Source organism: Dactylosporangium sp. NPDC006015 (genome assembly GCF_040614215.1).
GTDB classification, from domain to species: Bacteria; Actinomycetota; Actinomycetes; order Mycobacteriales; family Micromonosporaceae; genus Dactylosporangium; species Dactylosporangium maewongense.
In genome coordinates this window covers 1-25240 of record NZ_JBEXUD010000055.1, presented here as the reverse complement: position 1 = coordinate 25240, position 25240 = coordinate 1, and the positions used below count along the sequence as shown (strand labels likewise).

The following is a 25240-nucleotide window of genomic DNA, read 5'->3' as shown; positions in this document are numbered from 1 at the left end:
GCGGGATGACGTCATGCCGGCCGGGGCCCGCGACAGGCAAGCGGCCTGCCACCGCGATCCAGACGCCCCGCCAGCCGGGGTCGCGACACGAGTCGGACTACGGTCGCGGCCCAGACGTCAGACCCGGGCCGCGACCGTGGCACAGGCGCCATACCGGCGCGGGCGCCACATGAGTCGGCCTGCCGCCACGATCCAGACGCCATACCCCCGGGGCGCGGCCGTGGTCCGGCGAGGCCGTGGTGAGTGTTGGCCTGGCGCCGTGGTCCGGGCGCCGCACCGGCCGGGCCGCGACATGAGCCGGACTGGCGCCGTGGTTCTAGCGCCGCACCGGTCAGGCCGCGGCACGGAGATGGCCTGGCGGCGCGGGGGCGAAGGGTGTGTCGACCGGGGCGCGGCCGGGGGTGAAGCGTGGTCACCCAGGGGCGGTGGTGAGGCTTGGGCCTGCCCAGCCGCGTGTGGTGGCGTTCATCTCGGGACCTCCTTGGGTCGGAAACCGGTCGGAGGCAAGCATCGCGGCTGGGCGGGGGGTGGCGCATCGGGAATTCTGCCTAGGGAACTGCGGCGGGGGCACCCATGTTCAGTCCTGGAGGGTGCCGGCGAGCAGGCCCCGCATGAAGAAGCGGCCGAGCATGACGTAGAGGGCGAGTGTGGGCAGGCTCACGAGCAGGGCGCCGGCCATTGCCTGGCCGAAGGGGACGGACTGGCCGCCGGCGATGTTGTTGAGGGCGATCGTCACCGGCCAGGAGTCGCGGCTGGTCATCATGGCGCCGAACATGAAGTCGTTCCAGGAGGAGGTGAACTGCCAGATGATCGCCACGGCGAAGGCGGGTTTGGCGAGGGGGACGCCTATGTCGACGAAGCTGCGCAGGATGCCGGCGCCGTCGAGGCGGGCGGACTCGAGGAGCGTGTTGGACATGGCGACGAAGTGGTTGCGGAAGATGAGGGTGGTGATCGGCAGGCCGTAAATGATGTGGATGAGCATGAGGCCGGCGAGGCCGCCGGTCGGGTCGTTGCCGCCGCGGAGGCCGACCGCCGTCATGGTCTGCGAGACGGGGATGATCACGGCCTGGTAGGGCACGAAGATCCCGAACAGGATCAGCGGGAAGACGACGTTGGCGAAGGGGAAGCGGATCTTCGACAGGACGAAGCCGTTGGCGCAGCCTAGGAGGGCGGAGAGCAGGCTGGCGGGGATGGCGAGGGAGAGGCTGTTGCGGAAGCCAGAGGCGAGCTTGGGCCAGACGAGGCCGAAGTTGTCGAGCGACAGGCTCGTCGGCAGCTCCCAGATCCGCGTCGCCGACACGTCGACGGGGTCCTTGAAGGACGTGACCACCAGAACGTAGACGGGGAGCAGGAAGAAGCACGCGAGGGCCCACAGCACGACGTACCGCACGACGCTGCGGCTGCCGGCGGCGGCCTTCGACGTGGCGGGCGGGATCGGGTCGGAGACCACGTGCCGGGGCACCGTGGCGGTGGCGCGGACCATGCGGACTACCCCCGTTCCAAAGGCAGGACGTGAAGCGGGACAAGAGGCGGGACGTGAAGCGGGACGAGGAGCAGGACGACGTGCCCCAGAGCGGTGGTTGGCATGGAAGTCACCGCCGTTCCGTGCGGAGGGCGTACCAGACGTAGGGGCCGACCACGAGGGTGACGCCGACGAGGAGGACGGTGGCGATGGTGGCGCCGCGGTCGTAGAAGCCGCCGTCGAAGGTGGTGAACCACATGTAGAGCGACGGGGTGTCGATGCGGAGGTTGCCCTGGTCGAGGGCGTACAGCAGGTCGAAGGTCTTCAGCGAGATGTGGACCATGATGAGCAGGGCGCTGAAGGTGACGGGCCGCAGCGCGGGGCGGACGACGTGCCAGAAGACCTGGGTCTCGCTGGCGCCGTCGAGGCGGGCGGACTCGCGGAGGGCCTCGGGGACGCCGCGCATGCCGGCCAGGAAGAGGGCCATGACGTAGCCGGAGAGGGCCCAGCCGGCGGGGAGGGCGACGGCCGCGATGGCCCAGACGGAGTCGGACTTGTGCCAGTCGCTGCGCAGGAAGTCGAGGCCGATGACGGTGAAGAGCTTGTTGAGGCCGGCCGTGTCGCCGCCGGAGCCGTTGTCGAGCAGCCAGCGCCAGACGATGGCGGTGGCGATGAAGGAGATGGCCATCGGGAAGAGGAAGACACCGCGGAGGAAGCCTTCGCCGCGCACACCCTTGTCCAGGAGCATGGCCATGAGGAAGCCGAGCAGGAGGGAGCCGCCGACGAAGACGACGGTGAAGACGACGAGGTTGCGCACGTCGGCGTGCCAGCGCTCGTCGCGGAGCAACCGTGAGTAGTTGGACAGGCCGACGAAGTGGTAGGAGGGCGAGAGGCCGCGCCAGTTGGTGAAGGAGACGCGGACGTTCCAGCCCAGGAAGCCGTAGACGAAGATGCCGATGAGGATCAGGGACGGCGAGACGAGGAGCAGCCCGGCCAGCCACGCGGGGCCGCGGTGCTTGCGGCGGCGGATCGGCGGCGGGACGAAGGGGACGTGCGGCGGTGCGTTGGAGTGCCGCGGCACGTGGACGGGGGCGGTCATCGCGTCTCCTGGAACTGCTGCTGCACGGTGCTGGCGAACTTGCCGAGGTCGCCGTGCTGGACGAACAGGCCGAGCGCCGAGTCGATCTCCGCGTTGTAGGCGTTGTTTGCCACGACGCCGTGGGCGAGGGAGCCGACGATGCGGGTCTTCGGGTCGCGCCACTGCTGCAGGGTCCAGCCGAGGTAGCCCTTGTAGAGATCGGCCGAGGCGTCGGTGCGGGCGGGGATGGAGCCCTTGAGGGGGTTGAACAGGTTCTGCCCGTCGGCGGAGCCGCACTCGATGAGCCACTTGCGTGACAACGAAGGGCTGCGGACGCCGGTGGGGAGGGTGAAGGAGTCGGAGAGGAAGTCGTAGACGCCTTCGGTGCCGGGCGAGGTGGCCACGTCGTAGCCCTCGCGCCACTGCAGCTTCTTCGACTGCTCCAGGTAGGAGGAGCTCCAGTCCCCCATGACGGCGTAGACGGCGGAGCCTTCGATGACCCTGTCGAGCTGCGGCTGCCACTCGCCGGCCGCGGAGCGGACGTCGGAGTTGGCGAGGACCTTGCCGAACATGTCGAGCGCCGACGTCACCTGGGGCGAGGTCCACCTGAGGTCGCCGGAGAAGAGCCGCTCGTAGGAGTCGGCGCCGAGCTCGCCGAGCAGGACGGTCTCCATGAGGTGCTTCTGGGTCCACTCGGGACCGACGGCGAGCGGCACCTTGCCCTTGCCCTTGATGACGGCGGCCTGGGTCAGGAAGTCCGACCACGTCTTCGGCGGACCCGCCAGGCCGAGCTCGCGAAGGACGCGCGGGTTGAACCAGATGAGGTTCGCGCGGTGGATGTTGACCGGGACGGCGTAGATCTTGCCGTCGATGGTCAGGTTGTCCAGCAGGCCCTTCGGGAACACCTTCCGCCAGCCCTGCTCCTCGTACAACGTTGTCAGGTCCTGGACCTTGCCGGACCGGACGTCGTCGAGCAGCTCCAGCCCGGCGTGGCGCTGATAGGAGTCGGGCGGGTCGTTGGCGAGCAGCCGGCTGGCCAGAATCGCCTTGGCGTTGGAGCCGGCGCCGCCGGAGACGGCGGCGTTGACGAAGCGGATGCCGGGGTTGGAAGCCTCGAAGGCCTCGGCCATCGCGGCCAGGCCCTCCTCCTCACCGGGTCCGGTCCACCATGAGTAGACCTCGAGCTGGTCGTCGCTCGCACCGCCGACGGTGAACATCGACAGTGACGCGAGCAATGACACGACGAGCAGCGAGATGATGGCCAGGCGGCCCTTCCACACGTCGAACCTCCGTGGCCTCGCTGGCGGGCGAATCCGGGTCACTCATGTTGTCGAGTGAACCTAGTGCTCACGGAAGTCGTTTGGTGATGAACGTCCGGTTCGATCAACTGCGTCATCCGGGGGATAACCCAGGACGCACGGATGACTTATATCACAACCCAAAGTATGGTTCGATCCGCCGAATAGCCCGAGGTCAGACCACGACCTCGGGCTATTCGTGCCAGATGGCAAACAGCAGTGGGCTAAAGGCTGTATGCCTCTACTTCGGACAGTTGGCCGGCGGGCCAGCCGCTGTTCGCGGTGATGGTGATCCGCAGGTACCGCACGTTCCCCGCCGGGAAGGAGAGGATCGCGGTGTTTCCGGTCGCCGGGTCGAAGGCGACGACCGCCGAGCTCCGGAGGATCGCGCCGGTCGCGCCGTCGGTGATCGTCACCGTCTGCGTACGGGCCGCCCACGCCGTCGACGGGGGCAGGCGCAGCGTGACCTTGCCGACGGACACGGACGAGCCGAGGTCGACCTGGATCCACTGCGGGAAGGCGTTGTTGACGCTCTCCCAGTAGGTGTTGGCGTTGCCGTCGACGGCGTTGGCGGAGCCGTACGCCTGGGTGTTGGACGACTGCGTGGTCGGCCGGCCCAGCGCCAGGTTCTGCCCGCTCGCCGAGGCGCCCTGCCCGGACAGGACCACGCTCAGCGTGGACGTGCCGTAGGTGACGGTCAGCGAGCCGGTCCGGGTGCCGGTCGCGGTGGGCCGGAAGGTGACGTTGACGGTGCAGTTCGCCCCGGCCGCGATCGACGTGCCGCAGCCGCTCGCGATCGTGTAGTCGCCGGCGACGGTGATCGAGGCGACGGACGCCGCGGCGGTGCCGGTGTTGCTGATCGTCACGGCCTGCGCCCCACTGAACGAGCCGACGGTCGTGGCGGCGAAGCTGAGCGACGCGGGGTTCGCGGTCAGCGTCGCCGTGCCCGCCGACACGCCCTTGCCGGACAGCGCCACCGAGGCCGACGAGCCGCCGTACGCGACGGTCAGCGAACCGGTCCGGTTGCCGGCCGCGGCCGGGTGGAAGGTGACGGTGACCGTGCAGTTGGCGCCGGCGGCGATGACCGTGCCGCACGTGGTCGTCCGGGTGAAGTCGCCGGTGGCGGTGATCCCGGAGACCGTCGCCGGGCCGGTGCCGGTGTTGGTGACCAGCACCGTCTGCCAGTCGCTGTTGTCGTTGACCGCGGTGTCCTCGAACGACAGCGACGTCGGGCTGAGCGTCAGCGCGGGGGTCCCGCCGCCGGATCCGTACACCTCCAGGCTCGACACCTGCCCGGCCGGCCAGCCGGTGTTCCCGGTGACCTGCAGCCGCAGGTAGCGCACCGAGGCGGTGACCGGAATGTCCGCCATATTCCCAGAAGCGGGGTCGAACACCACGTCAGCCGCGGGCCGGAGGATCGCACCGGTGGCGCCGTCGAGGACCGCGACCGTCTGCCGCCGGGCAGCCCACGCGGCGGCGGGCGGAAGACGAAGCGTCACCTTCCCGACCGTCGCGGTGGTGCCGAGGTCGACCTGGATCCACTGCGGGAACGCGTTGTTGGCGCTCTCCCAGTACGAGTTGACGTCGCCGTCGACCGCGTTGGTCGCCGGGTAGCCGCCCTGCGCGCTCGACGAGGTCACCGGCTTGCCCAGCGCCAGGTTCGTGGTGCCGGCGGTGACGCCGGTGCCGGTGAGCTGCACGAGGACCGCGCCCTGCCCGTCGTCGCCGGTGATCGAGTACACCGCCGACTGCGGTCCGGCCGACGACGGCGTGAACGTCACCGTCTGGTGGATGATGTCGCCGGGCGACAGCTGCTGCCCCTCGGACACGGGCGTGGTGGTGTTGAACGCGCCGACCGGCGGCGCCGCCTTCGTCAGGGTCAGCGTGATGTTGCCGGTGTTCGCGATGTCGAAGACCGCGGTCGCCGTCTGCCCTACCGGCACCTGACCGAACTGGACCGGGTTGGGCGTGATCGTCAGCTGCGGCGCGCCGGTGACGGCGGTGCCGGTGACCGGGACGGTGACGGAGCCGGCGCTGCTGGTGACGATGAACGAGCTGTTGGCCGCCCCAGAAGCAACAGGCGCGTACCGGACGGAGACCGACACGGAGGCGCCCGCGGCGAGGGTCGTGCCGGTGGCGGGGACGCCGGTGGCGGTGAACGGCGCGGCCGGCGGCGTGAAGCCGGTGATCGTCACCGCGGACGTGCCGGTGTTGGTCACGCTGACGCCGAGGGTCTTGTTGGCCCCGGTCGGCACGGTGCCGAAGGACAGCGTCGACGGGGTCGCGCCGAGCCCGGTCCGGGTGCCGACGCCGTGCAGGTCGAACGGGACCGTGCCGGCGTTCGTGGTGAAGGTCAGGCTGCCGTTGACGCCGCCGGTCGCGGTCGGCGTGAAGCGCACCGGCACCGCCAGGGTCTGGCCGGTCGTGAGGTTCACCGGCAGCGTGGGCACCGTCGCGGCGAAGGGCGCGGCGGTCGAGATCGCGGTGATCGAGACGGCGCGGGTCGCGGTGACGGTGACGGTCGCGGTGGCGGTGCTGCCGACCTCGACGCTGCCGAAGTCGGTGGGCCCGCTGGTCAGCGCCGCCGTGGTCGGCCGGCCGAAGCCGATGACGTGCCCGTCGCGGGTGCCGACGAAGACCCGCCCGCCGTCGGTCGCCGGGGTGACGAACTTGGTCGCGACCCCGATCGGCGCGCTGTAGCGCAGGTTGAGCCGGCCGTTGACCGGCAGCGCGTCGTAGGCGCGCAGCTGACCGTTGGCGCCGCTGGACCCGTCGCTGTAGACGGCCCACACGACGGCGCTTCCGGAGGTGGTACCGGTGGACGTCACGACCGGTGAGCCCGAGGTGTAGCCGAAGGTCGACGCGCTGGTCCCGGCGGAGGTGAGCACGGGCAGGCCGGCGCCGTTGACCCCGTACTTGAACGCGCGCAGGAAGCCCTGGTTCTCGACCTGGTACACGTAGCCGCCGTCACCGCCCCAGAACGCGGGGTGCCCCCAGACGCCGTTGTACGGCCCGGCCGGCGGGCCGACGGACGCGTCGCCGCCGCCCGGCCCCTGCGCGTTGCCGCCCAGGTTGTCGCGGTCCAGCAGGTACACGCGGCCGTCCTTGCCGGTCTGCACCAGCAGCTTGGGGTGGGCCGGGGTGCCGAAGCCGGCGGGCAGCGCCATCGGGCCGCCGGAGCCGAAGTCGGTGTCGTCCTGGTCGAGGCGGCTGTTGTTGAACGGGCTGAAGAAGTCCTTCGCGGTGAGCGAGCCGTCGCCGTTCACCTGCAGCCGGATGATCGACTCGGCGAGGGTGCCGGGCGGGCTGGTGCCGGGGCCGGGCGCGGGCGAGACGCCGTTGCCGGTGGAGACGATGATCCGGCCGGGGCCGTCGGAGACGAGGCCGCCGCCGGACTGCCAGATGCCGGCCATGCCGTTGCTGCGGCCCGCCTCGGTGGACCACAGCGTCGTCATCTGCGGCGTCGTGGTGCGCACGCCCGCGATGTAGCCGACGTACGGGCCGTAGTCGCAGTGGCTGGCGAACCCGGCGTAGACGACGCCGTCCAGCAGCAGCAGGCCGGGGCGCTGCGCGGCGGTCTTCGGGTTGAACGTGTTGCCCGGGTCGTTGGTCGGCGAGCCCTGGATCGTCACCGGCCAGCCGGCCCGCTCGACGCCGGTCGCCGGGTTGACCGAGTGCAGGTAGAAGTGCGGGTGGTCGGCGTCGGGGCCGTCGTTGACCTTCGCCATGAAGAACACGGCGTTGGTCGCCGGGTCGTAGACGGGCGTGCTCGTGATGCCGATGTTGGGCACCAGGTCGCCGCAGCCGATCGCCGACGCGGGCCACGCCGGCCCGACGCTGCGCGACCAGTTCACGGCGCCGGTCGCCGGGTTGAGCCCGTAGACCCAGTTGTTCTCCGTGACGGTGATCAGGGTGCCACCGGCGACGATCGGCTGCGCGTACACCTGACCGTTGACGGTGGCCGAGAACAGCTGCCCGAAGTCGGAGGCGGACACGGCCGACGGCGCCAGGCCGGGCTCGTTGCTGTCCCAGCCGGTGCGCAGGTTGTCGACCGAGACGGTGGTGATGTCGGCATTGGACGGTTGGGGCGCGATGACCACCAATGCGGACAGCGTCAGCGCTGCCGGCAGAAGGCGGATGAGGGCACGACGCATGACACGCTCCTGGCGGGGAACGGCAACGATGAAGGATCGAACCGTAACTTGGTCGATCCTTCACCGCAAGATGCTGACTGCCCTATGAAATTTTGCGACGCCCCTATGTCAACGTTGGAACTGCCGCACGACCGGCCAAAGCGGCCGGTCGAACAGGATTCAGCGGGGGCCGTAGCGCTCGGCGGCGCGGACCTTCGCCTTCGCGGCCTCGATCTTGCGGTCGCGCGGCGGCGAGTTGGTGACGAGCTGGCCCAGCAGCTCGCGGGTCGCGGCCGTGACGGCGGCGACGGCGGCGTCGAACGCGGCCTGGTTCGCCTGCGAGGGGCGGGTCATGCCGGCGACCTTGCGCACGTACTGGATGGCGGCGGCCTCGATCTCGTCCTCGGTCGCCGGCGGCTCGAAGTTGTTCAGTACCCGGATGTTCCTGCACATGCCTCCACCATGCCAGGTCGCGGGCCGGCCGTCAGACCCGCCAGGGTCGCGGCGACGTCCGGCGGCGCGGGCATGGCGGCGATCTCGTCGCGGATCCGCCCGGCGCGGCGGGTGACGGCGGAGTCGGCGAGCAGCGCCCGGACGGCGGCGCGGACCGCGGCCGGGGACCGGTCGGCGAAGGCGACGGTGCGCGCGACCCCGGCGGCCGTCAGCCGGTCGGCGATGCTGAACTGGTCGCACATCTGCGGCAGCACCAGCTGCGGACGGCCCGCACCGAGCGCGGCCATCGAGCTGCCCGAGCCGCCGTGGTGCACGAACAGGTCGCAGGTCGGCAGCAGCACGTGATGCGGCAGCCAGCCGGCGCGGCGGGCGTTGGCCGGCAGGTCCTCGATGCCGTGCACGCCGGCGCCGCTGACGACGACCTCGATGTCGAGGTCCCGCATGCCTTCGACGGCGGCGGTGAGCCCGTCGACGCCCTCCGGGATCGGCACGGTGCCCATCGAGACGCAGACGCGGGGGCGCACGCGCGGCGCGAAGAGCCACTCCGGCAGCGTGCTGGCGCTGTTGTACGGGATGTACCGCATCGGCAGCCGTACACCGGGATCCGCCGACGACGGGCCCAGCGACGGCGGGCAGGTGTCCACGGTCGCCAGGGGCGCGTCGGTCGGCTGGGCCACGCCGAGGGTGTCGGCGAGGCGCAGCAGCGGGTCGGCGATGTCGGCGAGCGCGGCGCGGTGGACCGCGTCGGGGACGGGCAGCCCCCAGTGGTGCAGCACCCACGGGATGCGCAGCAACGTGGCGGCGAGGGGCGCGGCGTATTCGACGGGCTCGGTGACGATGAGGTCGGGCCGCCACGCGCGGGCGAGGGCGACGACGTCGGGGCCGGTGCGTTCGGCGATGGCGGCGAAGACGGCGAGGTCGAGGGTGTCGTTGCCGCCGAGGCGCAGGTGCGGCGGCCACAGCTCGAAGAACGACGCGTCGCCGCCGACGACGACGTGACTGAGCCCGGCCCGGCGGATCTGCTGGCCCATCGACTGGGGCGCGGCGACGAGGACGTCGTGGCCGCGCAGGTGCATCGCCCACGCCAGGGGCGCCAGCGCGTACAGGTGCCCGGGCGCCGGGTTGATGGTGAACAGCACCCGCATCAGCATGCCTCTCGGTTCACGACGGGGAGATCTTCGATGCCGCGCAGCATCGTGCCGGGCGCGCGGAAGCGCGGCGGGCCGGCCAGGCGCAGGCCCGGGAAGCGGCGCAGCAGCATGGGGAACAGCACCCGGGCGTGCGTGCGGGCGAGGGCCGAGCCGGGGCAGTAGTGCCGTCCGGTCCCGAACGACAGCGGCGGCCGGGCGGTGCGCCGGGTGATGTCGAACGCGTCGGGGTTCCCGGTGTACGAGGGGTCGCGGTTGGCCGCCCCGAGGATGCCGAGCAGCGCCGTGCCGGGCGGGACGGGCACGCCGCCGAACTCGCACGGCTCGGTCGCGATCCGCACCGCCACCTGCACCGGGGGGTCGAAGCGCAGGATCTCCTCCACGGCCCGGTCGGCGAGCGCCGGGTCGTCGCGCAGCGCCGCCGCCTGCGCGGGGTGCTCCAGCAGCAGCCGCGCGCCGAGCGTGATGAGGCTCGCCGGGGAGTCGTAGGCGGCGCCGTAGAGCAGGGCGAGGTCGCCCTGGTACTGCTCCCCGCCGCCCGGCCGGTGCTCGCGAACCAGCCCGAGGAGGCCTTGCTCGTGGGCCGACCCGGGAAGTCCTTGCTCGCGGACCGACCCGGGAAGCCCTTGCTCGTGGGCCGGCCCGGGGAGCCCGTCGCCGGCGAGCGACGACAGGGTGTCGATGATCGTGTCGCCGGCCGCGGCCATCGCGGCGCGCTGCCGGGGCGTCATGAACGGCTCGAACGCGGCGCTCCCGGCGCGGGCGGCGGCCCCGAGGCGCAGCGCGTCGGCGTCCGGAATGCCCAGCAGCCGCCCCGTGACCAGCGAGGCGAACGGCACCGCGACCGCGTCGGCGAGGTTGACCGTCGCCCCGCCCGCCAACTGTGCGGCGAAGTCGTCCAGTACCGACGCGGCGACGGCGACGACGTCGGCCTGCTGCACGGGACAGCGGCGCGGGGTGAGCCGCCGGGCGAGGGCGGTCCGCAGCGGCAGGTGCGCGGGGCCTTCCCGCCAGCCGAACGACTGGTAGAGGCAGCGGACGAGCCGGTGGTCGCGCCAGGTGGGGGTGAGCAGCTCGGGCGCCTCGCCGGCGCTGACGAACGCGGCGTCCTGCAGGAGGCGGGCGCAGTCGGCGTACCGGGTGAGCACCACCGCCTCCGTCTTGCCGGGCAGCTGCACGGGCAGGACCGGGGCGACCCGGCGCAGGCGCTCGTAGGCCGGGTACGGGTCGGCGTGCGCGGACGGGCGGACCAGGTCCACGAACGTCCGCAGGGCGCGCCGCCGGTCGGTCCCGGCCCAGAACCGCAGCAGCGCCTCGGCGGTGACGCCGGGCCGCTCGAGGTTGGGGCTGTGCGAGGCGCCGTCGATGACCGCGAGGGTCGCGCCGGCCCGTTCGGCGTAGCCGGCGAACTCGGCCGCCGACCACAGCTTCCGGTCCCGGTGCCCGTGCATGACCAGCAGCGACAGCCGGGTGGCGCGCAGCTCGCCGGCGCGGTCGGACTCCCCGGCCAGGGCGGCGAGGGCGCCGCGGACGAACGCGGGGCGCATCAGCCGCAGCCGGGTCCGCCAGAACTCGCGCCGGGCGACGTCGTCCTCTGGGATGAGCCGCAGCACGACCGGCCACATGACGGCGTTGCCTTCCAGCGACAGCGTGTGGTCGAAGCCGCCGAGGATCTTGCGGTGCTTCGGGCCGTCCATGCCGGGGCCGCTGCCGATGAACGCGGCGGAGCCGAGCCGGCGCGGCTGGGCGAGCGCGGCGGCGCGGACCACGAACCCGCCGTACGAGTGCCCGACGACGTGCGGCGGTTCGGCGCCGCCGACGGCGTCCAGGACGGCGATCAGGTCCTCGGCGTGCCGGCGGATGCTGTGGTCGTCGGTGCGGTCGTCCGTGCGGTCGTTAGTGCGGTCGGCACTGTAGTGGCCGCGGTAGTCGTACGCGTAGGCGCGGTAGCCGGCGGTGGCCAGAGCCGGCAGCAGCGGGAGGAAGTCCTCCTTGGAGCCGATCAGCCCCGGGCACAGGACGACGGGGACGCCGGTGTCGGCGGCCGGCGGCGGCAGCGCGCGCAGCGCCGACACGGCGCCCCGGGCGGTCTCCAGCACATCGTCACATACCGTGGTCACCGCATCACAGTACGGTACCTTTCGGACATAACCGGCATTACACGCCGATGAGCGTCCAGGCGCGGGACCCGCCGCGGACCCCCGCCTGGTTGGCGACCAGCCGCACGTCGTCCGGCATCGCCACGACGAGACGCTCGGCGTTGCCGCCGCCGAGGTACAGCCGGTCCCAGCGGAACACCGGCCGCAGCCCGTCGACGATCCGCAGCACCCGCCGCGACCACCGCCGGTCGCCGAGCCGCCGGCGCTCCAGCTCGCCGAGGAAGTCGTCGTAGGTGCGGCCCCTCGAGTACGGCGCGTGCGACAGCTCCAGGTGCGGCGCCAACCGCCCCTCGTCGAACAGCGCGCTGCCGAGCCCGGTGCCGAGCGTGAGCACCAGCTCCAGGCCGCGCCCCTCGACGAGCGCCGCGCCGTGCACCTCGGCGTCGTTGAGGACCAGGACCGGCCGGGCGAAGGCGCGCCCGAGCTCGGCCCGCGCGTCGAACCCCTTCCACAGCGCGAACAGCTCCGGGTCGACCGGGGTGTGCGGGCCGGCCTCGTTGACGTAGTGCGGGGTGGCGACGACGACCCCGTGCCGGATCATCCCCGGCAGCCCGACGGTGACCCGGTCCGCCGCCGGCAGGCCCTCCGCGATGCCGAGCAGCACCTCGACGAGGCGGGCGGGCGGCAGCGGGTACGGCGTCGGCACCCGCACCGGCTCGCAGCACAGCGTGTCGGTGTCGTCGACCACGGCGGCCTTGAGCCCACCGCCCCCGCAGTCGATCGTCAGCGTCGTCACCATCCCAGGATTCTGCCTCGGCGCACCCGGGCCGCCGCGACGCGACAGGACACTGCACAGACTTCGCAGAGTTTACGGCGACAGCGGTTGACAGGCTACATCGTGTCATCTCTGATGCCGCGCCTGCCCCGGGTGACGGCCGGGTGAAAGCGGCCCTCGGCGCCGGCGGTGCGGTTTAGCTTCGACGGCATGACCGCCACGAAGATCATGCTGGACGAGGACGAGATGCCGCGTCGCTGGTACAACCTCATGGCCGACCTGCCGGCGCCGCCCCCGCCGGTCCTGCACCCCGGCACGCTGGAGCCGGTCGGCCCGCAGGACCTGGCGCCGCTGTTCCCCATGGCGCTGATCGAGCAGGAGGTCACCCAGGAGCGGTACGTCGACATCCCCGACGACGTGCTGGAGGTGTACCGCCTCTGGCGCCCGTCGCCACTGTTCCGCGCGCACCGCCTGGAGAAGGCGCTCGGCACGCCGGCCCGGATCTACTACAAGTACGAGGGCGTGTCGCCGGCCGGCTCGCACAAGCCGAACACCGCCGTCCCGCAGGCGTACTACAACGCGGCCGCGGGCATCCGCCGGCTCACCACCGAGACCGGCGCCGGCCAGTGGGGCACGGCTCTGGCGTTCGCGGGCGCGCAGTTCGGCCTCGACGTGGAGATCTGGCAGGTGCGCGCGTCGTACGACCAGAAGCCCTACCGCAAGATGATGATCGAGACGTTCGGCGGCACGATCCACCCGTCCCCCTCGGACCGCACCGAGGCGGGCCGCCGCGTCCTCGCCGCCGACCCCGGCTCGCCCGGCTCCCTCGGCATCGCGATCAGCGAGGCGGTCGAGGTCGCCGCCGCCCGCCCCGACACCAACTACGCCCTCGGCAGCGTCCTCAACCACGTGCTCCTGCACCAGACGATCATCGGCGAGGAGGCGCTGCTCCAACTGGCGAAGGTCGGTGCCACGCCGGACGTCATCGTCGGGTGTACCGGCGGCGGCTCCAACTTCGCCGGCCTCGCCTTCCCGTTCCTGCGCGAGAAGCTGGCCGGCCGGATGGCCCCCGTCATCCGCGCCGTCGAACCCGCCGCGTGCCCGTCGCTGACGAAGGGCGTCTACGCCTACGACTTCGGCGACACCGCCGGCATGACGCCGCTGATGAAGATGCACACCCTCGGCCACGACTTCATCCCCGACCCGATCCACGCCGGTGGCCTGCGGTACCACGGCATGGCGCCGCTCATCTCGCACGTCTACGACCTCGGCCTCATCGAGGCCGCCAGCAAGACCCAGCGCGAGTGCTTCGAGGCAGGGGTGCGCTTCGCCCGCACCGAGGGCATCATCCCCGCCCCGGAGCCGACCCACGCCCTGGCCGCCTGCATCGAGGAGGCGCTGCGCTGCAAGGAGACCGGCGAGGAGAAGGTCATCCTGACCGCCCTGTGCGGCCACGGCCACCTCGACCTCCCCGCCTACGGCCGCTACCTCGCCGGCGACATGGTCGACAAGGAACTCTCCGACGACGCGGTCGCCGCCGCCGTGGCGCAGCTGCCGAAGGTGCCGGCCTGACGGGTCATGGCCGCTCGAAGTCACCGAGGCCGCTGCCCGCCGGCTTCCCCGCGAGCCGCGAGATCAGCGCCGACCGACGCCGGGGTCCGGGCATGCGCCACGCTGACCCCGCCCCGTTATCGGCGTGTTACGACCGGCCCGCGGGGAGCGCGCTCTCCGCGGGCCGGTCGCGGGCGTCAGAGGCCCGAGTTGAGCGCGGTCATCAGGGTGCCGGACGTGGTGTCGCCGGACATCTCCCAGATCATGCCGCCGAGCAGGTTCTGCTGCTTCACCCAGGCGGTCTTCTGCGCGATGGACCAGGTGTCGTCGAAGGTCCACCACTGCCCGCCGGGGCCGGTGTAGCAGGACGTGGCGATCGACTGCACGTCGTGGTAGACGGTGCAGTTGGGCACCATCGCCAGGAGGTTGGCGTAGCCGCGGGTGCCGGCCTCCTCGGCGAACTGGCCGGGTGCGGCCCCGGTGGCCGTCTGCCACTCACCGTTGGTGGAGCCGGCGGCGACGCCCTGCCAGCCTCGGCCGTAGAAGGCGAAGCCGACGGTCAGCTGGCGGGGGTTGACGCCGGCGGAGGTATAGGCCGCCACCGCGTTCTGGACGCTGAAGGTGAAGGAGTACGGGTCCTGGGCGTCGCCGTACAGGTTGCCCTGGTGCCCGGTGCGGTTCGGCTCCCACGAGTTGTCGCTGCCGGCGCCGTGGAAGTCGTAGCCCTGGACGTTGGCGAAGTCCATGTAGTCGAAGACGCTCGGGGTGCCGTCGGTGCGGCTGATGTCCCAGCCGGCCGCGATCTTCGCCGGGTCGGCGGGGGTGAAGGCGGTCAGCAGGTAGCGCTTGCCGGAGGTGGCGCTCAGCGCGTCCATCTGCCTGCGGAACTCCGCGAGGAGCAGCGTGTTGTTGGCCTTGTCCTGCGCGCCCCAGTGGTTGCCGGCGTGGCCCTCGGCGCCGGGCCACTCCCAGTCCAGGTCGATGCCGTCGAAGATGCCGGCGGCCGAGCCCGCGCCGCCCGCGTTGTTGTAGGTCGGCAGGTTGCCCTTGAGGTACATGTCGATGCAGGAGCGCACCAGCTTCTCCCGCGAGGCCGGGGTGGCGGCCGCATCGGAGAAGTACTTCGAGTAGGTCCAGCCGCCGAGCGAGATGAGCACCTTCAGGTTCGGGTACTTCGCCTTGAGCTTGCGCAGCTGGTTGTAGTTGCCGCGCAGGTTCTCCCAGCCGGTGTCGGCGACGCCGTCGACGGACTGGGCGGCGCTGAACGGGCGGCCGTAGTCGGCGTCCGCGTCGCCCGCGCCGGTGCCCTGGTCGGGGTCCTGCGGGTTGGCGGTGGTGCCGCGGGTGACGCCCTGCAGGCAGGTCAGGTTGACCGGGTCGAGGTTGGCGAACGCGTAGTTGAGGTGGGTGAGCTTCGCCGCCGCGCCGGACGTGTCGAGGTTCTTCACGAAGTACTGGCGGCCGTAGATGCCCCACTGCACGAAGTAGCCGACCTTGGCGTAGTTGCCGCCGCCGACCGCGTCGTCCGTGGTGACGGTGACGGCCGCGCTGGCGGGTGAGGCGTTGTCGTAGGTGTCGCGGGCCTTCACCGTGAACGTGTAGGCCGTCAGCGGCGCCAGTCCGGTCACCGTCGCCGTCGTCCCGGTGGCGGTCGTGACGAGCGTGCCGCCGCGGTAGACGTCGTAGCCGGCGATGCCGCTCGGGTCGGTGACCGCGTTCCAGGCGAGCGTGACGCTGACCGAGGTCTTCGCCGTGCTGCGCAGGTTGCCCGGGGCCGGCGGCGCGGTGGTGTCGTTGGCCGGGTTGAGCGTGGTCGCGGAGACGGCGGCGCTGTCGGCGGACACGTTGCCGCGGGTGTCGCGGGCCCGCACCGTGAAGCTGTACGCGGTGTTCGGCGTGAGCCCGGTGACCACGGCCGACGGACCAGTGGAGGAAGCAACCACCGTAGAGCCGCGGTAGACGTCGTAGCCCGCGATCGGGAAGTCGGTCGCCGCGGGGGCGGTCCACGCCAGCGACACGGTCTTCGTCGTGCGGCCGGTGACGGACAGGCCGGCGGGCGCGTTCGGGGCGCGGTCCGGGCTGCCGTCGCACTTGTTGCCGTTGATGCGGCAGTTCAGTGGTTCCGCGTTGGTGCCGGTGGCGATGAACCAGAAACTGTACGGCTCGGTGTTGCGTCCGGCCGCCACGGTCCCGTTGTAGTGCGCGTTCACGACCGTGACGTGGTTGCCGGTCCGCGTGACGGTGCCGTTGTACCCGGTGCCGACGTTCAGCCCGGCCGGCACGTCGAACTCGAGGGTCCACCCGGTGATCGAGGCACTGGTCGGGTTGCTGACTGTGTACTTGTCGACCCAGTAGGTGCCGTAGTCCGCGGCGGAGAACGCGGCGGTGAGCCCCGCGGGAGCGGCGTGCGCGGTGCCGGGTATCGCTACCGCGGCGGAGACGGTGAGCAGGATGGCTGCGAAGAGCCTGGTGGGGTGCACTCGTGCCTCCTATTAGGAAAGTTTCCTAATAGTCCTCGCGGGACCTGCAGAAAGTCAAGAATATCGATTTGCTTAAAGCATTTAAGGTGTTCGAGGCATGAGCGATATTCGCACCGCGACACCCCATCGCCTGGCCGTCCCCGGCATGCTCGCCGTCGGCGGGCTGGCCCTCGCCGGCCTGGCGCACGCGTTCACCATCGCCGAGTCCCTGAAGGGCGCCGACGCGCCCGCCGAGGACGCGGGCCGCGAGGTGGCCTTCGCGTCCAACTTCGGCGTCAGCACGTACGTCTCCGGCGACACCGCCTCCGGGATCCTCGGCGCGGCCAGGCTGCTGGTCCTGGTGCTGGTCATCGTCTGGCTGTACCTCGCCCGGGACAACTTCGACCGGCGCGGCGACCGCAGCGTCGAGTGGAAGAAGGGCTGGACGATCGGCGGCTGGTTCGTCCCGTTCGCCGGCCTCGTCATCCCCAACCGGGTCGTCGCGGAGATCCACCGCCGCAGCGCGCCCGACGGGACGTGGCCCTCCGACCGGATCGTCAACGCCTGGTGGGTCGCGCTGCTGATCAGCTTCATCGGCTACACCGAGACCTCGAAGTACGCCAGCGGCGAGATCATCGTCTACAGCCCGCCGTTCTTCGCCGTCGTCTCCGGCGTCGCCGGGATCGTCGCCGCGGTCCTCCTGGCGCTGCTCATCCGCAAGGTGTCGACGTGGCAGGACAACATTCCGACGAGCTGACGGAAATTTCTGCCGGCGGACGCGTTGATTTCTTGCATCCATCGGCGCGAGTTAGTAACGTCGGCTCACCAACCATCGCGACGTGTGGATGTGTGGGGCTTCGGCGGCCCGCGCACCTGCCGCCGGCGCGCCCGCCAAGCACCTGCGCCGGCATCGCGTAACCCCCCGACCCTTCGGGAAGGACACCCGCCGATGCACCCCGCATTCAGAAGAGCCGCGGCGGCGTTGCTGATCAGCAGCGCCGCGGTGGCCCTGCCCACCCCCGCGCACGCCCACACCTCCATCAATCCGGCCCTGTTCCAGCAGGTCGAGCTCGCCAAGGGGATCAACGAGCTCGGCGAGCCGATGTCGATCGCCGTGCTGCCCGACCGGTCGGTGCTGCACACCGCGCGCAACGGGACGCTGCGGCGCACCGACGCCGCCGGCAACACCTCGGTGATCGGGACGCTGCCCGTCTACACCCACGACGAGGAAGGCCTGCAGGGCGTGGCCGCCGATCCCGGCTTCGCCACCAACCGGCAGATCTACCTGTACTACGCGCCGCCGCTGAACACCCCGGGCGGCGACGCGCCGGCCGCGGGCGCGGACTGGACGCCGTGGAAGGGCGTCAACCGGCTGTCGCGCTTCACGCTCAACACCGACAACACGCTCAACACCGCGAGCGAGCGCACGGTCCTCGAGGTCGGCACCGACCGGGGCATGTGCTGCCACGTCGGCGGCGACATCGACTTCGACGCGGCCGGCAACCTGTACCTGTCGACCGGCGACGACTCCAACCCGTTCGACTCCGCCGGCTACGCGCCCATCGACGAGCGCACCGACCGCAACCCCGCCTACGACGCGCAGCGGTCGGCGGCGAACACCAACGACCTGCGGGGCAAGATCCTGCGGATCAAGGTCAACACCGACGGCTCGTACAGCATCCCGGGCGGCAACCTGTTCCCGCAGGGCACCGCGAACACCCGCCCCGAGATCTACGCGATGGGGCTGCGCAACCCGTTCCGGATGAGCGTCGACAAGGCCACCGGCGCCGTCTACGTCGGCGACTACGGCCCCGACGCCGGCACCACCGACCCCAACCGCGGCCCGTCGGGGCAGGTCGAGTTCGACCGGATCACGTCGCCCGGCAACTACGGCTGGCCGTACTGCACCGGCACGAACACCAGCACCGAGACCTACAACGAGTGGAACTTCGCCACCAACAGCACGGGCCCCAAGTACAACTGCGCGGGCGGGCCGACGAACAACTCGTTCCGCAACACGGGCCAGGGCACGCTGCCCGCCGCGAAGCCCGCCTGGATCCGCTACGCCGGTGACGCCGGCAGCCCGCCCGAGTTCGGCAGCGGCTCCGAGTCGCCGATGGCCGGCCCCGTGTACCGCTACGACCCGGCGAACCCGTCGGCCGTCAAGTTCCCCGCCGACCTCGACGGGCACTTCTTCGCCGGCGAGTTCGGCCGCCGCTGGATCAAGGCGATCGACGTCAACGGCGACGGCTCTCCCGGCGCGATCGCGAACTTCCCGTGGTCGGGCATGCAGATCATGGACCAGGCGTTCGGCCCCGACGGCGCGCTGTACGTCCTGGACTACGGCGCCGGCTTCGGCAACGGCGACGCCAACTCGGCGCTGTACCGCATCGAGTACACCGGCGGTGGCAACCGGGCGCCCGTCGCGGTCGCCGCCGCGAACCCGACCTCGGGCCCGGCGCCGCTGACCGTGAACTTCAGCTCGGCCGGCAGCAACGACCCCGAGGGCCAGGCGCTGACCTACAGCTGGGCGTTCGGCGACGGCACCACGTCCACCGCCGCCAACCCGACGAAGACCTACGCGACGGCCGGCACCTACACCGCCACGCTGACCGTCCGCGACCCGCAGGGCGCCACCGGCAGCGCCAGCGTCCGCGTCTCCGCCGGCAACACCGCGCCCGTCGTGCGGATCGTGGCGCCCGCCAACGGTTCGCTCGTCTCGTTCGGCGACACCGTGCCGTACCAGATCACCGTCACCGACCCCGAGGACGGCACCGTCGACTGTGGACGGGTGCGGATGACGTACATCCTCGGCCACGACACCCACGGCCACCAGATCACGTCGCAGACCGGCTGCACCGGCTCGATCACCATCCCGCTCGACGGCGAGCACGACGCGGCCGCGAACATCTTCGCCGTCTTCGACGCGGAGTACACCGACAACGGCGGGATCACCACGCACACGCAGCACACGTTGCAGCCGCGGCACCGGCAGGCCGAGCACTTCGCCACCCAGCAGGGCGTGCAGACCTTCGACAAGGCCGGCGCCGAGGGCGGCAAGACCGTCGGGCAGATCGAGAACGGCGACTGGATCGCGTTCAGCCCGTACCTGCTGAACAACGCCACCTCGTTCACCGCGCGCGTCTCCTCGGGCGGCGCCGGCGGCACCCTGTCGCTGCGCGCCGGGTCACCGACCGGCACGCTGCTCGGCTCGACCACCGTCCCGGTGACCGGCAGCTGGGACACGTTCGTCGACGTCACCGGCACCGTCTCCGGCGCGCCCGCCACCGCCGGGCAGCTGTACCTGGTGTTCACCGGCGGTGCCGGCGCGCTGTTCGACCTGGACGCGTTCACCGTCAACACCGGTGGCACGCAGCCGCCGGCCGGCCGGATCGAGGCCGAGTCGTACACCTCCCAGAACGGCGTGCAGGTCGTCGCCGACGGCACCGCGCACGGCGGCAACCGCGTCGGCTACATCGACGGCGGCGACTGGGTCGGCTACGCCGGCGTCAACGTGTCGGGCAAGACGGGCTTCACGGCGCGGGTCGCGTCCGGCGGCACCGGCGGCACCATCCAGATCCGCTCCGGCTCGCAGACCGGCCCGCTGCTGGGCTCCGTCAACGTCGGCAACACCGGCGGCTACGGCACGTTCGTCGACGTCACCACCACCCTGACCGCAGGCAGTGGCGCGCTGTTCCTGGTATTCGTCGGTACCGGCAGCGGCGGCCTCTTCGACGTCGACGACTTCGCCCTCACCGGCGGATCCACGCCCCCGGCGACGAACCTCGCGCTGAACAAGACCGCCACCGCCGACAGCCAGTGCGCTTCCACCGAAGGCCCGGCGAAAGCCGTCAACGGCACCGTCAACGGCGGCAACGCCGACAAGTGGTGCTCCCTCGGCACGTCGAAGTGGTGGCGGGTCGACCTGGGCTCGGTCACGAGCGTGGGCCGGGTCGTGATCCGGCACGCCGGCGCGGGCGGGGAGAACGCCGCCTTCAACACCCGCGACTTCGACGTGCAGACCAGCACCGACGGCACCACCTGGACGACCGTGTCCCAGGTGCGGGGCAACACCGGCAACGTCACCACCTCCACGTTCGCCGCCGCCGGCGTGCGGTACGTGCGGGTCAACGTCATCGCACCCACCAGCAACGCCGACACCGCCGCCCGCCTCTACGAAGTCGAGGTCTACGCGTCATGAGAAAGCTCCTCGCGCTCGCCGCGGTCACCGCGACACTCCTGGCCGCCGCGCCGGCACCCGCCTTCGCCGACACCGCGTTCGACGTCCTCGTGTTCTCCAAGACGGCCGGGTTCCGGCACGACTCCATCCCGGCCGGCATCACCGCCATCCAGCAGCTCGGCGCGGCGAACGGCTTCACCGTCACCGCCACCGAGGACGCGAACGCGTTCACCACGGCGAACCTCGCCCAGTACGAGGCCGTCGTCTTCCTCAGCACCACCGGCGACGTCCTCAACGCCACGCAGCAGACCGCGTTCGAGTCCTACATCCGTGGCGGCGGCGGCTACGTCGGGGTCCACGCCGCCGCCGACACCGAGTACGACTGGCCGTTCTACGGCGACCTCGTCGGCGCCTGGTTCTCCTCCCACCCGGCGATCCAGCAGGCCACGATGAAGATCGAGGACCGCACCCACCCGGCGACCGCGCACCTCGGCGCCACCTGGGTCCGCACCGACGAGCTGTACAACTACCGCACCAACCCCCGCTCGACCGCCCACGTCCTCGCCACCCTCGACGAGACCACGTACTCCGGCGGCACGATGGGCACGGACCACCCGTTCGCCTGGTGCAAGACGATCCAGAGTGGACGGTCCTTCTACACCGGCGCCGGCCACACCCAGGAGTCCTATTCGGACGCCGCGTTCCGGGCCCACCTGCTCGGCGGCATCCGCTACGCCGGCGGCAAGGTCGCCGCCGACTGCTCGCCCGGCAGCACCCAGCCGCCCACCGGCCGGGTCGAGGCGGAGTCCTTCACCTCCCAGTCCGGCGTCCAGGTCGTCGGCGATGGCGCGGCACACGGCGGCAACCGCGTCGGCTACATCGACAACGGCGACTGGGTCGGCTATTCGGGTGTGAACGTGTCCGGCAAGACGGGCTTCACGGCGCGGGTCGCGTCCGGCGGCACCGGCGGCACCATCCAGATCCGCTCCGGCTCGCAGACCGGCCCGCTGCTGGGCTCCGTCAACGTCGGCAACACCGGCGGCTACGGCACGTTCGTGGACGTCACCACCACCCTGACCGCGGGCAGTGGCGCGCTGTTCCTGGTGTTCGTCGGTACGGGCACCGGCGGTCTCTTCGACGTCGACGACTTCCTGCTGACCGGCGGGTCCACGCCCCCGGCGACGAACCTCGCGCTGAACAAGACCGCCACCGCCGACAGCCAGTGCGCTTCCACCGAAGGCCCGGCGAAAGCCGTCAACGGCACCGTCAACGGCGGCAACGCCGACAAGTGGTGCTCGCTCGGCGCCACCAAGTGGTGGCGGGTCGACCTGGGCGCCGCGGTCTCCGTGAGCCGGGTGGTCATCCGGCACGCGGGCGCGGGCGGCGAGAACACCGCCTTCAACACCCGCGACTTCGACGTGCAGACCAGCACCGACGGCACCACCTGGACCACGGTGGCCCAGGTCCGCGGCAACACGGCGAACGTCACCACCACCACGTTCACCCCGGCCAGCACCCGCCACCTGCGGGTCAACGTCATCACCCCGACGAACAACACCGACGCCGCCGCCCGCCTCTACGAGGTCGAGGCGTACGCCGTGTAGGTTTCACAACCGCCGGTGCCCGGGACCTGCGCGAGCGGTCCCGGGCATTGAGCGGTGTCGAACGAGCCTGCTCTACTGCGCGGATGCGGACCCTTCTCGCGCTTCTCACCGCGGCCGTCGTCGGTGCGGTGCTGTTCCTGACGTTGCCGGCCGGGCCGGCCAGTGCCGCGGCGGTGCGGATCATGCCGCTCGGCGACTCGATCACCGGCAATCCCGGGTGCTGGCGGGCGTTGCTGTGGAACGACCTGCAGAACGGCGGGAACACGAACATCGACTTCGTGGGGACCCAGCCGCCGCAGGGCTGTGCGGTCCCGTACGACGGGGACGGCGAAGGGCACGGCGGGGCGCTCGTCACGGCCGTCGCCGACCAGAACCAGCTGCCCGCGTGGCTCGCGGCGAGCCGGCCCGACGTGGTGCTCATGCACTTCGGCACCAACGACGTGTGGAGCAACCGGTCCACCGACACGATCCTCGCCGCGTACGGCAAGCTCGTCGACCAGATGCGGGCCAGCAACCCGGCGATGCGGGTCCTCGTCGCCCAGATCATCCCGATGAACCCGTCCAGCTGCGCCGAGTGCGCGCAGCGGGTGGTGGCGCTGAACGCGGCCATCCCCGGCTGGGCCGCGGGCAAGACCACCGCCGCGTCGCCGGTGACCGTGGTGGACCAGTGGACCGGGTTCAGCACGGCCACCGACACCGGCGACGGCGTGCACCCCAACGCCTCCGGCGACCGCAAGATCGCGGACCGCTGGCTGCCCGCGGTCGTGCGGGCGCTGAACGGCACCCTGCCGTCCGGCTCGGCGTCGCCGTCGCGGTCCGTGTCGCCGTCGCCGTCCCGGTCGGTCTCCCCTTCGCCGTCGCGGTCCGTGCTGCCCTCCGACAGCGTCCCGCCGGTGCCGGGGTGCTCGGCCACGTACAAGGTGGTCGGCCAGTGGCAGGGCGGCTTCCAGGGCGAGGTCACCGTCCGCAACGGCGGCACGTCGGGTGTGGCTGGGTGGACGGCGCGGTACACGTACAGCGGCGGCGAACGGATCACGCAGTCCTGGGGCGCCACCGTCACCCAGACCGGCAGCGCCGTGACCGCGGACAACGCCGCCTGGAACGGCGCGCTCGCACCGGGCGCCACCGCCACGTTCGGCTTCATCGGCAACGGTACGCCGGGCATTCCCCCGATCACCTGCGTCTTCCGCTGACCGTCGTGTTCCGCTGAACGGCGTGTGACAGGGTGTGCCGGTGACCCGACCGGCGATCCTGCGGGGGTTGGCCGCCAACCCCGGCCTGGATCCTGTGCTGCTGGCACCCCTGCTCACCGCCGCCGACGCCGCGGTGCTGGACGCGCTCGCCCGCCGGGCGGACCTGCCGGCCCCCGCGGCGTCGGCGCTCGCCCGGCACCCCGACCCGCGGCTGCGGCGGGCGCTCGCCGGCAACCCGTCCGCCGCCCCGCACGCGTGGCGGGTGCTCTCCACCGACCCGGACGAGGCGGTGCGGGTCGCGCTCGCCCGCGGCCACAGCACCGACCACCGGCCGGCGGTCGACCTGCCGCTGCCGGGGGACGCGCAGCTCGCGCTCGCCGCCGACGCCGCCGTCCCGGTCCGGCTGGCGCTCGCCCGGCGGCGGGACCTGTCCGAACCGGCCAGGCTGTGGCTCGCCACCGACCCGTCCGCCGGGGTGCGGGAGGCCCTGGCCCGGTCCTGGCCGTCGCCGCCGGAGCCGGTCCTGCGGCAGCTGCTCACCGACCCCGACCCGGCGGTGCGCCGGGCGGCCGTCTCATCGGCGTTGCCGGCGGACCTGCTGACCGGCCTGCTCGCCGACCCCGCCACCCGGGAGGACGCCGCCCGGCACGCGCTCCCGCCGCCCGCCACCGACCCGGCGGCGGGCGGGACGGCGGCCGGCGGCGCCGGGCCGGCGCGTGGGGTGGGGGTCGACGTCGCCGGGCTGGTGGGGGACGCCGACCCGGCGGTCCGCGAGGCGGTGGCCGGGAACCCGCGGGTGCCGCTCGCCGCGGTGCTCGCCCTCGCCGACGACCCGGACGAGGACGTGCGCGTGGCGGTGATGCTCCGGCCCGACCTGCCCGACGCGGAGCGCCGGCGGATCAGCTCGGGCGTCGAGCCGCAGACCTATCATGTCGCCGACTGGCTGCGGCCCTCGCACGCGTCGCCGGCGGTCCGAGCCGCGCACGCCCGGTCGCCGTTCGTGTGGTGCCGCCGGGCCGTGGCGTTCTCGTCCGACCTGCCCGCCGAGGCCGTCGCGGTGCTGGCCTCCGACGAGGACCACAGCGTCCGGCTGCTGCTGGCCGAGCACCACCCAGACGTCCCCGGCCACATCCTGCCCGACCTCGTCCGCAGCACCGGCCACGCCCGCTGGGACCTGGCCCGCCACCCCGCCATGCCAGCCGGCGCCCTCGCGGCCATGGCCCTGGGCGACGACACCGACCTGCGCCGCGTCGCCGCGACCGCCCCGAACCTGCCGCCGGCCGTCGCCGAGACCCTCACCCGCCACGCCGACGACACCACCCGGGCGTACGTCGCGGCCAACCCCGCCCTGCCCGTCCCGGCCGTCCTCGCCCTCCTCGACGACCCCGACCCCCGCGTCGCCGAGGCCGCCGCCCGCAACCCCCGCCTCCCACCCGCCACCGCCGGGCGCCTCCTCGCCGCGGGCGCTCCCCGATGATCCGGAAGACGTTTCGTCGCCCTGGCGGCAACAGGTCTTCCGGATCATGGTGGGGTCAGGCGGGGACGGTGAGGGTGCCGAGGGCGAGGGCGGCGGCGCCGTAGAGGCCGCCGTCGCGGCCGAGGGTGCTGGCCTCGACGCGGAGGCGGCGCAGGAACGCCATGCCGTCCCGGTCGGCGAGGGCGCGGCGGATCGGGGCGAGCAGGACGTCGCCCGCCGCGGCCACGCCGCCGCCGATGACGACCCGGTCGATGTCGCATTGCCCGACGTCGTGCGGGTGGACGCCGTCGACGGTGAAGGAGATCGTCGCGCCGCGCCCTTCCGTAGTGG

15 protein-coding genes and 1 pseudogene are annotated in these 25240 nt (G+C 72.2%); 6 read left to right on the top strand and 10 right to left on the bottom strand.

Translation table 11 applies throughout. The features are described from left to right. Nucleotides 1-577 precede the first annotated feature (577 nt). The 8 genes from ABZ321_RS50275 to ABZ321_RS50240 form a co-directional block, all read right to left on the bottom strand. Entirely contained in the window at nt 578-1483 is a 906-nt protein-coding gene (locus ABZ321_RS50275; protein WP_344504595.1) for a carbohydrate ABC transporter permease, read from the bottom strand. A 109-nt stretch (nt 1484-1592) separates the two neighbouring features. Beyond that, nucleotides 1593-2561, bottom strand: coding sequence for a sugar ABC transporter permease (locus ABZ321_RS50270; protein WP_344504594.1), 969 nt, complete (start codon nt 2559-2561; stop codon nt 1593-1595). Next, nucleotides 2558-3820 carry an ABC transporter substrate-binding protein gene (locus ABZ321_RS50265; RefSeq protein WP_344504593.1) on the bottom strand — a complete coding sequence of 421 codons (1263 nt, stop codon included), beginning with the start codon at nt 3818-3820 and terminating at the stop codon, nt 2558-2560. Before ABZ321_RS50265 ends, ABZ321_RS50270 begins: the two co-directional genes overlap by 4 nt. 242 nt (nt 3821-4062) lie before the next feature. Further along, a complete protein-coding gene (locus ABZ321_RS50260; protein ID WP_354903505.1) occupies nt 4063-7992 on the bottom strand; it encodes a choice-of-anchor D domain-containing protein in 3930 nt (1309 codons plus the stop codon). A gap of 159 nt (nt 7993-8151) precedes the next feature. Beyond that, nucleotides 8152-8424: a DUF2277 domain-containing protein gene (locus ABZ321_RS50255; RefSeq protein ID WP_344504591.1), complete on the bottom strand. Its 273-nt coding sequence runs from the start codon at nt 8422-8424 to the stop codon at nt 8152-8154. After that, a complete protein-coding gene (locus ABZ321_RS50250) occupies nt 8400-9569 on the bottom strand; it encodes a nucleotide disphospho-sugar-binding domain-containing protein (protein ID WP_344504808.1) in 1170 nt (389 codons plus the stop codon). The genes ABZ321_RS50255 and ABZ321_RS50250 overlap by 25 nt, the downstream gene beginning before the upstream one ends. Continuing rightward, the gene (locus ABZ321_RS50245; RefSeq protein ID WP_354903504.1) at nt 9569-11692 is read right to left on the bottom strand and encodes an alpha/beta fold hydrolase; all 2124 of its coding nucleotides are present in this window, start codon (nt 11690-11692) and stop codon (nt 9569-9571) included. The genes ABZ321_RS50250 and ABZ321_RS50245 overlap by 1 nt, the downstream gene beginning before the upstream one ends. A gap of 37 nt (nt 11693-11729) precedes the next feature. Further along, nucleotides 11730-12470, bottom strand: a complete 741-nt coding sequence (locus tag ABZ321_RS50240) for an ROK family protein (RefSeq protein WP_344504589.1) — start codon at nt 12468-12470, stop codon at nt 11730-11732. A 186-nt stretch (nt 12471-12656) separates the two neighbouring features. Between ABZ321_RS50240 and ABZ321_RS50235 the strand changes: the two genes are divergently transcribed. After that, nucleotides 12657-14018, top strand: a complete 1362-nt coding sequence (locus ABZ321_RS50235) for a TrpB-like pyridoxal phosphate-dependent enzyme (RefSeq protein WP_344504588.1) — start codon at nt 12657-12659, stop codon at nt 14016-14018. Between the two features lie 176 nt (nt 14019-14194). Here ABZ321_RS50235 and ABZ321_RS50230 read toward each other — a convergent pair whose 3' ends face one another. After that, complete coding sequence (locus ABZ321_RS50230) at nt 14195-16477, bottom strand: glycosyl hydrolase family 18 protein (protein ID WP_344504587.1); 2283 nt, start codon at nt 16475-16477, stop codon at nt 14195-14197. Nucleotides 16478-16574: 97 nt separating this feature from the next. Between ABZ321_RS50230 and ABZ321_RS50225 the strand changes: the two genes are divergently transcribed. The 5 genes from ABZ321_RS50225 to ABZ321_RS50205 all read left to right on the top strand — a co-directional run bounded on the left by ABZ321_RS50225 (nt 16575) and on the right by ABZ321_RS50205 (nt 24910). Beyond that, nucleotides 16575-17213: a DUF4328 domain-containing protein gene (locus tag ABZ321_RS50225; RefSeq protein WP_354903503.1), complete on the top strand. Its 639-nt coding sequence runs from the start codon at nt 16575-16577 to the stop codon at nt 17211-17213. A 192-nt stretch (nt 17214-17405) separates the two neighbouring features. Then, nucleotides 17406-20657 carry a carbohydrate-binding protein gene (locus ABZ321_RS50220; RefSeq protein WP_354903502.1) on the top strand — a complete coding sequence of 1084 codons (3252 nt, stop codon included), beginning with the start codon at nt 17406-17408 and terminating at the stop codon, nt 20655-20657. Further along, nucleotides 20654-22240 (top strand): ThuA domain-containing protein, encoded by a 1587-nt coding sequence (locus ABZ321_RS50215; protein ID WP_354903501.1) that lies wholly within the window; start codon nt 20654-20656, stop codon nt 22238-22240. Before ABZ321_RS50220 ends, ABZ321_RS50215 begins: the two co-directional genes overlap by 4 nt. Nucleotides 22241-22323: 83 nt before the next feature. Further along, a complete protein-coding gene (locus tag ABZ321_RS50210) occupies nt 22324-23433 on the top strand; it encodes a cellulose binding domain-containing protein (RefSeq protein ID WP_354903500.1) in 1110 nt (369 codons plus the stop codon). Between the two features lie 40 nt (nt 23434-23473). Then, a complete protein-coding gene (locus ABZ321_RS50205) occupies nt 23474-24910 on the top strand; it encodes a hypothetical protein (protein WP_354903499.1) in 1437 nt (478 codons plus the stop codon). 55 nt (nt 24911-24965) lie between these two features. Here the strand turns inward: ABZ321_RS50205 and ABZ321_RS50200 are convergent. After that, nucleotides 24966-25240 (bottom strand): annotated as a pseudogene (locus tag ABZ321_RS50200) (hypothetical protein); the annotation flags it as partial.